This window comes from Isoptericola sp. NPDC056605, from assembly GCF_042792795.1.
Taxonomy (GTDB): Bacteria; Actinomycetota; Actinomycetes; order Actinomycetales; family Cellulomonadaceae; genus Isoptericola.
Genome location: NZ_JBHTVT010000005.1, coordinates 102,872 through 111,319, shown reverse-complemented (window position 1 = coordinate 111,319; position 8,448 = coordinate 102,872). Strand labels below are relative to the sequence as shown.

Sequence of the window (8,448 nt, the reverse complement as noted above, 5' to 3'; positions counted from 1 at the left end):
CCTCGCCCCGCGCCCAGCCACTACCGGGGGCGCCCTCGGCGCCGTCCGCGCCCCGGTACGCCCAACAGTGTGCGGACGGTGGCGCGACCCCGGGGGTCGCGCCACCGTCCGTGGTCCGGGACGTGTGCCGTCACCGGACCGATGTCACTCCTGGTCGTCGAGGTACGAGTCGACCGTGACGTCGCCCGCGACGATCTGCTCCTGGAGCGCGGTGACCTCCTCCATGAGGGCGGGGTCGACCTTGTCCTCGAAGTTGTGCAGCGGGGCGATGCCCACGCCCTTGTTCTCGAGGGTCCCGATGTACGGCGTCGCGTCGAACTCGCCCTTGGCGGCGGAGCTGACGGACTCGTAGGTGGAGATGTCCATCCCCTTGAGGATCGACGTCAGCACGTAGTCCTGGGTGGACGGGTCGGTCTCGAACAGGTCGGCGTCGGCGCCGATGAGGGCGACGTCCTTGCCCGAGTCCTGGATCGCCGCGATCGCGGACTGGTAGATCGGGCCGCCGACCGGCAGGATCACGTCGACGCCCTGGTCGAGGATGTTCTGCGCGGTGGTCTTCGCGGTCTCGTTGGCCTCGAACTTGCCGGTGAACGAGCCCTTCTCGCCGCCCTCGAAGCCCACGACCTCGACCTCGGTGCCCTTGACCTCGTTGTAGTACTCGACGCCCTGCTTGAAGCCGTCCATGAAGATGGTCACGGTCGCGATCGGGGCGCCGCCGAAGGTCCCGACCTTGCCGGCCTCGGAGTATCCGGCCGACAGGTAGCCCGCGAGGAACGCGGCCTGCGCCGTGTCGTACAGCAGCGGCTTCACGTTCTCGGCGTCGACCGTCTCGTCGACGAGGATGAACTCGGTGTCCGGGTTCGCCTCGGCGGCCTCGGTCGTCGCGGCGGCCAGGTTGAAGCCCACCGAGACGATCGGCGAGCAGCTCTGCCCGACCAGCGACTCCATGTTGGGCTGGTAGTCCGTCTCGGTCTGCGACTGGACGGCGGTGAGCTCGACGCCGAACTCGTCCGCGGCCTTCTGCGCCCCCTCGAAGCTGAGCTGGTTGAAGCTCTTGTCGTCGAACCCACCCTGGTCCGAGACGATGCACGGCTTGAAGCCCTCCACCGCTGCGGCGGCGCTGCTGTCGCCACCGGACTCCTCGGGTGCCTCCGCACAGGCCGCCAGCGCGAGCGCGGCGACGCCGGCGAGGGCGGTGAGCTGGATCGCTCTCTTCACCTGTCGCTCCTGTCGATCGTTCGTCGGGCCAGGGTCGTCCGGCCCGTCACCGACGGAAGCCTAGCCACCGGCGCCCCGGCCGAGAACCGCAGGCGACGAACCCGCAGGAGTCGTTACCGAAGCGGTATCGACGGCCGACCACGGCAACACGCCGGACACTTTCCGGCGTCTCACGGTTGGAGCGCGAAACGTCCCAGCAACCGGGCACCGACGGCGATCGACCGCTCGTCCACGACAAGGTCCCCCTGGTGGATGTCGTAGCGCCGCTCCCCCGGGGTCCCGGTGCCGAGGCGGGCCATCGCGCCCGGCACCTTGGTGAGGTACCAGGCGAAGTCCTCGCCGCCGAGCGACTGCTCGGTGAGCACGACACCCTCGGGACCGAGCACGGCGGTCCCCGCCGCCTCGAGCGCGCCGTTCACGGCGGCGTCGTTGTCCACCGGCGGGACGCCGCGCGAGTGCCGCACGGTGACGTCCACCTCGTACGGCGCGACGACCTGCTCCACCGCGTCGTGCAGCACCTGCCCGGCACGCTCCCACGCCCGCACGTCGAGGCAGCGCAGCGTGCCGCCGACGGTGCCCGTGGCGGGGATCGCGTTGTGGGCGTTGCCCGCGTGCACCGCGCCCCAGGTGAGGTTGACGCCCGAGCGCGGGTCGAGCCGGCGGCCGAGCACCGCGGGCACCTGCGTGATGACCTGCCCCAGGGCGTACACCACGTCGCCGGTCAGGTGCGGCCGCGAGGTGTGCCCGCCCGACGACGACAGGGTCACGGTGACCGTGTCCGACGCGGAGGTGATCGGGCCGATGCGGGTGCCGATCTGCCCCACGTCCAGCTTGGGCTCGCAGTGCACCGCGGCGATGCGGTCCACGCCGTCGAGCACGCCCTGCGCGATGACGTCGAGCGCGCCGCCGGGCATCACCTCCTCGGCGGGCTGGAAGATCAGCCGCGCGCCGCGGTCGAGCAGGCCCTCGTCGTGCAGCGCGGCGAGGGCCAGGCCCGCGCCGAGCACCACGGTGGTGTGCACGTCGTGCCCGCAGGCGTGCGCCACGCCCGGCACCACCGAGCGGAACGGCAGGCCGCACGAGTCGTCGAGGGGCAGCGCGTCGATGTCCGCGCGCAGGGCCACGCGGCCCAGGCCGTCGGGCGACCGGTCGGGGCCGACGTCGCAGACCAGGCCGGTGCCCTCGAGCAGCCGGGGTTCGAGGCCGGCGGCGCGCAGCCGCTCGGCCACGAGCGCGGTGGTGCGGACCTCCTGCCGGCCCAGCTCGGGGTGCGCGTGCACGTCGCGGCGGATCTCGACCAGCTCGGCCTCGAGGCCCGCGACGATCTCGTCCAGCCGCGCCCCGACGACGGCCTCGCGGGCGCTCACAGCACGTCCTCGCGGCCGTGGGCGCGCATCGCGTCGACCATGTCCTTGACCTGCTGCGCACGGGCGCGGGTGGTGACCAGGAGCGCGTCGGGCGTGTCGACCACGACGACGTCGTCGATGCCGAGCAGCGCGACCACCCGGTCGCCGCCGGGCACGACGACCGAGCCGGCCGACTGCACCCGCACGACGTCGGCCGGGTCGCCCAGCACCTTGGAGCCGCCGTCGTCGTCCGACGGGAGGAGCGCGGCGAGCGAGTTGAAGTCGCCGACGTCGTCCCACCCGAACGTGCCGGGCACGACGGCGACGCCGCCCTCGGCGGCGACGGGCTCCGCGACGGCGTGGTCGATCGCGATCTTCTCCAGGCCGGGCCACACGCGGGCGACCACGGCCGCACGGTCGGGCGTGTCCCACGCGGCCGCGATCTCCCGCAGCCCGTCGTGCAGAGCGGGGCGGTGCGTCGCGAGGTGCCCCAGGAGCACGGAGCTGCGGGCCACGAAGATGCCGGCGTTCCAGCGGTACTCGCCCGACGCGACGTACTCGCGGGCCGTCGCGGCGTCGGGCTTCTCCGTGAAGCCGCGCACGTGCAGCGCGCTCGGCGCGCCCTCGACGCCCAGCGGGTCGCCGCTGCGCACGTAGCCGAAGGCCACCGACGGGCGCGAGGCGGCGATGCCGATCGTCGCGACGTAGCCGGCGCGCGCGGCCGCGACCGCCTCCCGCACCGCGGCGTCGAACGACGCCGCGCCGGACACCACCTGGTCGGCGGCGAAGGAGCCCACGACGACGTCCCCGTGCCGGTGCTCGAGCACGGCGGCGGCCAGCCCGATGGCCGCCATCGAGTCGCGCGGCGACGGCTCGGCGAGCACGGCGTCCTCGGCCAGCTCGGGCAGCTGCTCGCGCGCGGCCGCGACGTGCGGCTCGCCGGTGACGAGCACGACCCCGCCGCCGGCCAGCGGCCGCAGCCGGTCGACCGTGCCCTGCAGCAGGGTGCGGCCCGCGCCCGTGAGGTCGTGCAGGAACTTGGGCGCGCCGGCGCGGGACAGCGGCCACAACCGGGTGCCGGCGCCCCCGGCGGGGACCACGGCGTAGAACCCGGGGACCGGGGGGACGGAGGGGGGCGCCGCGGTGCTCATCCCCGCAGCATAAGCGTGCTGACGGGCGGGCCGTCGGCGACGTCAACCCTGTGGAATAGGTCACGAAACACCCCGGCCCGTCCCGGTTTGCCGGACCTCGTGTGCCATGAGCCGACCGGATGTCACTACAGTGACCGTGAACGGAATCCACACAGAATCCGCCAACGGAGGCTCCCCCCGTGCCTAAAGCACCTGCTGGCACGCTCTACCGCGGCCGTGAAGGCATGTGGTCCTGGGTCGCGCATCGCGTGACCGGCGTGCTCATCTTCTTCTTCCTCCTCGTGCACATCCTGGACACGGCTCTCGTCCGGGTGTCGCCCGAGGCCTACAACGCCGTCATCGGGACGTACCAGACGCCGATCATGGGACTCGGGGAGGCCGGCCTCGTCGCCGCGATCGTCTTCCACGCGTTCAACGGCGTCCGCGTGATCCTCGTCGACTTCTGGGCCAAGGGCCCGAAGTACCAGAGGACGATGCTCTGGGTCGTCGTCGGCCTGTTCGTCGTGACCATGGCCGGCTTCCTGCCGCGGCACCTGATGAACGTCTTCGGAGGTGGGCACTGATGGCCTCGACCCAGACCCCGTCCGCGCTCGCGGCCCCGCGGTCCCCCTACGCCCGCCGCAAGACCACCCGCGGCAACTACGAGCTGTACAGCTGGGTGTTCATGCGCGCGTCCGGCGTGGTGCTGATCGTCCTGATCTTCGGCCACCTCTTCGTCAACCTCATGGTGGGCGAGGGCGTGCACGCGATCGACTTCGCCTTCGTCGGCGGCAAGTGGTCCAGCCCCTTCTGGCAGGTCTGGGACCTGCTGATGCTGTGGCTCGCGATGATCCACGGGACCAACGGCGTGCGCACGGTCATCAACGACTACGCGCAGAAGGACTCCACGCGCGGCGTGCTCAAGGCGCTGCTGTTCCTGGCGTTCGCGATCGTGGTCGTGCTCGGCACCCTCGTGATCTTCACGTTCAACCCCTGCCCGCCGGGCGCCCCGGCCGAGCTCCTGCCGTCGATCTGCTTCTCGAACTAAGGACAGGCACCCCCCGATGCAGACACATCAGTACGACGTCGTCATCGTCGGCGCAGGCGGCGCCGGCATGCGCGCGGCGCTCGAGGCCTCCGGCGAGGCCCGCACCGCGGTGATCTCGAAGCTCTACCCCACCCGCTCCCACACCGGTGCCGCCCAGGGCGGCATGGCGGCGGCCCTCGCGAACGTCGAGGAGGACAACTGGGAGTGGCACACGTTCGACACCGTCAAGGGCGGTGACTACCTGGTCGACCAGGACGCGGCGGAGATCCTCGCGAAGGAGGCCATCGACTCGGTCCTCGACCTGGAGAAGATGGGCCTGCCGTTCAACCGCACGCCCGAGGGCCGCATCGACCAGCGCCGGTTCGGCGGCCACACCCGCGAGCACGGCCAGGCCGCCGTGCGCCGCGCCTGCTACGCCGCGGACCGCACCGGCCACATGATCCTGCAGACGCTCTACCAGAACTGCGTGAAGCAGAACGTCGAGTTCTACAACGAGTTCTACGTGCTGGACCTGCTCACGGACCACGACCTCACCACCGAGCAGATCGAGGACGGGGCCGAGGTCAACGCGACCGGCGTCGTCGCCTACGACCTGGCGAGCGGCGAGATCCACGTGTTCCAGGCGAAGGCGATCATCTTCGCCACCGGCGGCGCGGGCAAGATCTTCAAGACGACGTCGAACGCGCACACCCTCACGGGTGACGGCATGGCGCTGGCGTACCGCCGCGGCCTGCCGCTGGAGGACATGGAGTTCTTCCAGTTCCACCCGACGGGCCTCGCGGGCCTCGGCATCCTCCTGTCGGAGGCGGCGCGCGGCGAGGGCGGCATCCTGCGCAACTCGCACGGCGAGCGCTTCATGGAGCGCTACGCCCCCACCATCAAGGACCTCGCGCCGCGCGACATCGTCGCCCGCTCGATGGCCAACGAGGTGCGCGAGGGCCGCGGCGCCGGCCCGAACAAGGACTACGTGCTGCTCGACCTCACGCACCTGGAGCCCGCGCACATCGACGCGAAGCTCCCCGACATCACCGAGTTCGCCCGCACCTACCTCGGCATCGAGCCCTACACCGAGCCCGTGCCCGTCTACCCGACGGCGCACTACGCGATGGGCGGCGTGCCGACGAACATCCAGGGCGAGGTGCTGCGCGACAGCCACAACGTCGTCAAGGGTCTGTACGCGGCCGGGGAGGTCGCGTGCGTGTCCGTGCACGGCTCCAACCGCCTCGGCACCAACTCGCTGCTCGACATCAACGTCTTCGGCAAGCGGGCCGGCCGTTCGGCCGCCGCGTACGCGAAGACGGCGGGGCCGCACCGGGAGCTCCCGGAGAACCCGACCGCCCGGGTCGAGGCCCAGCTCGCCGAGATGCGCGACCGTCCCGACGGCGAGCGCGTCGCGGACGTCCGCAAGGCGCTCCAGGAGACCATGGACGCCAACGCCCAGGTGTTCCGCACCGGCGACTCCCTCAACGAGGCGCTGGCCGAGATCCGGGAGCTGCAGAAGCGGTACCGGAACGTCTCCGTCCAGGACAAGGGCAAGCTGTTCAACACGGACCTGCTCGAGGCGATCGAGCTCGGCTTCCTGCTGGACATCGCCGAGGTGACCGTCGTCGCCGCCCTCAACCGCAAGGAGTCGCGCGGCGGGCACTACCGGGAGGACTTCCCGGACCGCGACGACGCGAACTACATGCTGCACACGATGGCGTACCGCCGTCCGACGTCGGCCCCCGACGCCGGCGACGGCCACGTCCCGGGCTACTTCGACCACGTCGAGGACTTCGGGGACTACAAGGTCGTCCTGGGGTCCAAGCCCGTCATCCAGACCCGGTACGAGCCCATGGAGCGGAAGTACTGATGACTGCTGTTCTCGAGAACCCTGCGGCCCCGGCCTCCGAGCCGAAGGCCGGTGCCATCCCCAGCTTCGAGGTCACGCTCCGCATCCGGCGGTACAACCCCGAGTCGGAGCACGGCGAGGAGTCGACCTGGGACGACTTCACGGTCCAGGTGCACGGCACCGACCGCGTCCTCGACGCGCTGCACATGATCAAGTGGGAGCAGGACGGGTCGCTGACCTTCCGCCGCTCGTGCGCCCACGGGGTCTGCGGCTCCGACGCGATGCGCATCAACGGCCGCAACCGGCTCGCCTGCAAGACGCTCCTCAAGGACGTCAACCCGGACAAGCCGATCACGGTCGAGCCCATCAAGGGCCTGCCCGTGGTCAAGGACCTCGTGGTCGACATGGAGCCGTTCTTCGCCTCCTACCGCGAGATCATGCCGTTCCTCATCACCTCGGGGAACGAGCCGACGCGCGAGCGCCTGCAGTCCGCCGAGGACCGCGAGCGGTTCGACGACACCACCAAGTGCATCCTGTGCGCCGCGTGCACGTCGTCGTGCCCCGTGTTCTGGACCGACGGCCAGTACTTCGGCCCGGCCGCGATCGTCAACGCGCACCGGTTCATCTTCGACAGCCGTGACGAGGGCGCCACGCAGCGCCTGGAGATCCTCAACGACAAGGAGGGCGTGTGGCGCTGCCGCACGACCTTCAACTGCACCGAGGCCTGCCCGCGCGGCATCGAGGTCACCAAGGCGATCCAGGAGGTCAAGCGCGCGATGATCACGCGCGCGTTCTGACCGCCGCTCTGCCTCGCTGGCGCACCCCGCGGACGCTCGACTCCCGCAGCGCCCAGGAGCCCCGTCGTACCCCACGGACGACGGGGCTCCACGGCTTTCCGGAGCCCTGGCCGCGGCGCACCACCCGCTCGATCTCCGCCGCGTCGCGCATCGCCGCCACCTCCGCCTCCGCGTGCGCGATCTCGTCCAGCCGCGGCGGGTCGTACACCCACGCGCACATCAGCAGCAGCACCCGGGCGACGAAGTTCACCAGGACCAGCACGGTCACGATGCCGGCGAACGCCGCGAGCAGCGCGTTGCGCTCCGCGCCCGCCGCCACGACGGACGTGCCCAGCCAGCGCAGCACGCCGGCGACGACCCCCGCCGCGAGGCAGCCGACGAAGAAGTCCCGTCGACGGCGCGGCCTGACCCGTGCCACGACGCGGACGATGAGGTAGACGAGCAGTGCGTCGAGCAGCACGCCCACCACGGCGGTGCCGAGCGCGGTGAGCTGGGCGAGCAGGTACGAGCTGCCGAACCACGCCTGCATCTGTCGGCTGAACGTCTGGGAGAGGACGCTCGCCCCCGCGGAGGCCACGATCATCGCGCCGAGGATGACGAACCCGAGCAGCTCCCAGATCTTCGACAGCACAGGGCTGACGCCCACGACGGGCTGGTCGAACATCGACCGCACGGAGATGCGCAGCGCCCGCATGAAGCCGATCGCGGTCCAGAGGAAGACGACCGAGGCGATCACGCTCGTCCAGGTCAGGGCGGAGTCGAGCACGAGCTGGCTCGGGACGAGGACGCCCTTCGGGTTGTCGGCGGTCCTGATGAGGCCCGGGAGCCAGTCGTTGATCTGCTCGAAGACCTCGTCCTGCAGCTCCGGCCGGCCCGCCAGCAGCCGCGAGAACACCGTGAAGCCGATGGTCAGCGCCGCGAAGAGCGAGAAGATCGCGGTGTAGGCGATGCCGCCGCACAGGAGGGCGCCGCGGCGGTCGACGTACCAGTACCACGACCGCACGGGCCGGAGGCTCTTGAACCACTGGTACGCGACGACGGACCGGCTCTTGGCCTGTTCGAGTCGGTCGTTCACAGA

8 protein-coding genes are annotated in these 8,448 nt (G+C 71.3%); 4 read left to right on the top strand and 4 right to left on the bottom strand.

What is annotated here, in order from left to right:
- Positions 1 to 144: 144 nt before the first annotated feature.
- The 3 genes from ACFQ8Y_RS07240 to ACFQ8Y_RS07230 all read right to left on the bottom strand — a co-directional run bounded on the left by ACFQ8Y_RS07240 (position 145) and on the right by ACFQ8Y_RS07230 (position 3,715).
- The gene (locus tag ACFQ8Y_RS07240) at positions 145 to 1,218 is read right to left on the bottom strand and encodes a BMP family protein (RefSeq protein WP_430549684.1); all 1,074 of its coding nucleotides are present in this window, start codon (positions 1,216 to 1,218) and stop codon (positions 145 to 147) included.
- A 170-nt stretch (positions 1,219 to 1,388) separates the two neighbouring features.
- Positions 1,389 to 2,585, bottom strand: coding sequence for an amidohydrolase (locus tag ACFQ8Y_RS07235; protein ID WP_430585047.1), 1,197 nt, complete (start codon positions 2,583 to 2,585; stop codon positions 1,389 to 1,391).
- The gene (locus ACFQ8Y_RS07230) at positions 2,582 to 3,715 is read right to left on the bottom strand and encodes a mannose-1-phosphate guanylyltransferase (RefSeq protein WP_430549682.1); all 1,134 of its coding nucleotides are present in this window, start codon (positions 3,713 to 3,715) and stop codon (positions 2,582 to 2,584) included. The genes ACFQ8Y_RS07235 and ACFQ8Y_RS07230 overlap by 4 nt, the downstream gene beginning before the upstream one ends.
- Positions 3,716 to 3,894: 179 nt before the next feature.
- On the opposite strand from ACFQ8Y_RS07230, the gene sdhC reads away from it, so the two are divergent.
- Genes sdhC through ACFQ8Y_RS07210 form a run of 4 tightly spaced genes read left to right on the top strand, consistent with a single transcriptional unit; the run spans position 3,895 to position 7,370 of the window.
- The gene (gene sdhC, locus ACFQ8Y_RS07225) at positions 3,895 to 4,278 is read left to right on the top strand and encodes a succinate dehydrogenase, cytochrome b556 subunit (RefSeq protein ID WP_430549681.1); all 384 of its coding nucleotides are present in this window, start codon (positions 3,895 to 3,897) and stop codon (positions 4,276 to 4,278) included.
- Positions 4,278 to 4,742, top strand: coding sequence for a succinate dehydrogenase hydrophobic membrane anchor subunit (locus ACFQ8Y_RS07220; protein WP_430549680.1), 465 nt, complete (start codon positions 4,278 to 4,280; stop codon positions 4,740 to 4,742). The genes sdhC and ACFQ8Y_RS07220 overlap by 1 nt, the downstream gene beginning before the upstream one ends.
- Before the next feature lie 16 nt (positions 4,743 to 4,758).
- A complete protein-coding gene (gene sdhA, locus ACFQ8Y_RS07215; protein ID WP_430585046.1) occupies positions 4,759 to 6,594 on the top strand; it encodes a succinate dehydrogenase flavoprotein subunit in 1,836 nt (611 codons plus the stop codon).
- On the top strand, positions 6,594 to 7,370 hold the full coding sequence (locus ACFQ8Y_RS07210; RefSeq protein ID WP_430549678.1) for a succinate dehydrogenase iron-sulfur subunit: 777 nt from the start codon (positions 6,594 to 6,596) through the stop codon (positions 7,368 to 7,370). Before sdhA ends, ACFQ8Y_RS07210 begins: the two co-directional genes overlap by 1 nt.
- On the opposite strand, the gene ACFQ8Y_RS07205 is transcribed toward ACFQ8Y_RS07210, so the two are convergent.
- Positions 7,354 to 8,445 (bottom strand): YihY/virulence factor BrkB family protein, encoded by a 1,092-nt coding sequence (locus tag ACFQ8Y_RS07205; RefSeq protein ID WP_430585045.1) that lies wholly within the window; start codon positions 8,443 to 8,445, stop codon positions 7,354 to 7,356. The two genes, ACFQ8Y_RS07210 and ACFQ8Y_RS07205, sit on opposite strands and share 17 nt — an antisense overlap.
- Positions 8,446 to 8,448 lie beyond the last annotated feature (3 nt).

Bases quoted from the DNA above. Each gene is read 5' to 3' on its own strand.
- ACFQ8Y_RS07230 (WP_430549682.1), bottom strand. From the start codon at position 3,715: ATGAGCACCGCGGCGCCCCCCTCCGTCCCCCCGGTCCCCGGGTTCTAC.
- ACFQ8Y_RS07210 (WP_430549678.1), top strand. From the start codon at position 6,594: ATGACTGCTGTTCTCGAGAACCCTGCGGCCCCGGCCTCCGAGCCGAAG.
- ACFQ8Y_RS07220 (WP_430549680.1), top strand. From the start codon at position 4,278: ATGGCCTCGACCCAGACCCCGTCCGCGCTCGCGGCCCCGCGGTCCCCC.
- sdhA (WP_430585046.1), top strand. From the start codon at position 4,759: ATGCAGACACATCAGTACGACGTCGTCATCGTCGGCGCAGGCGGCGCC.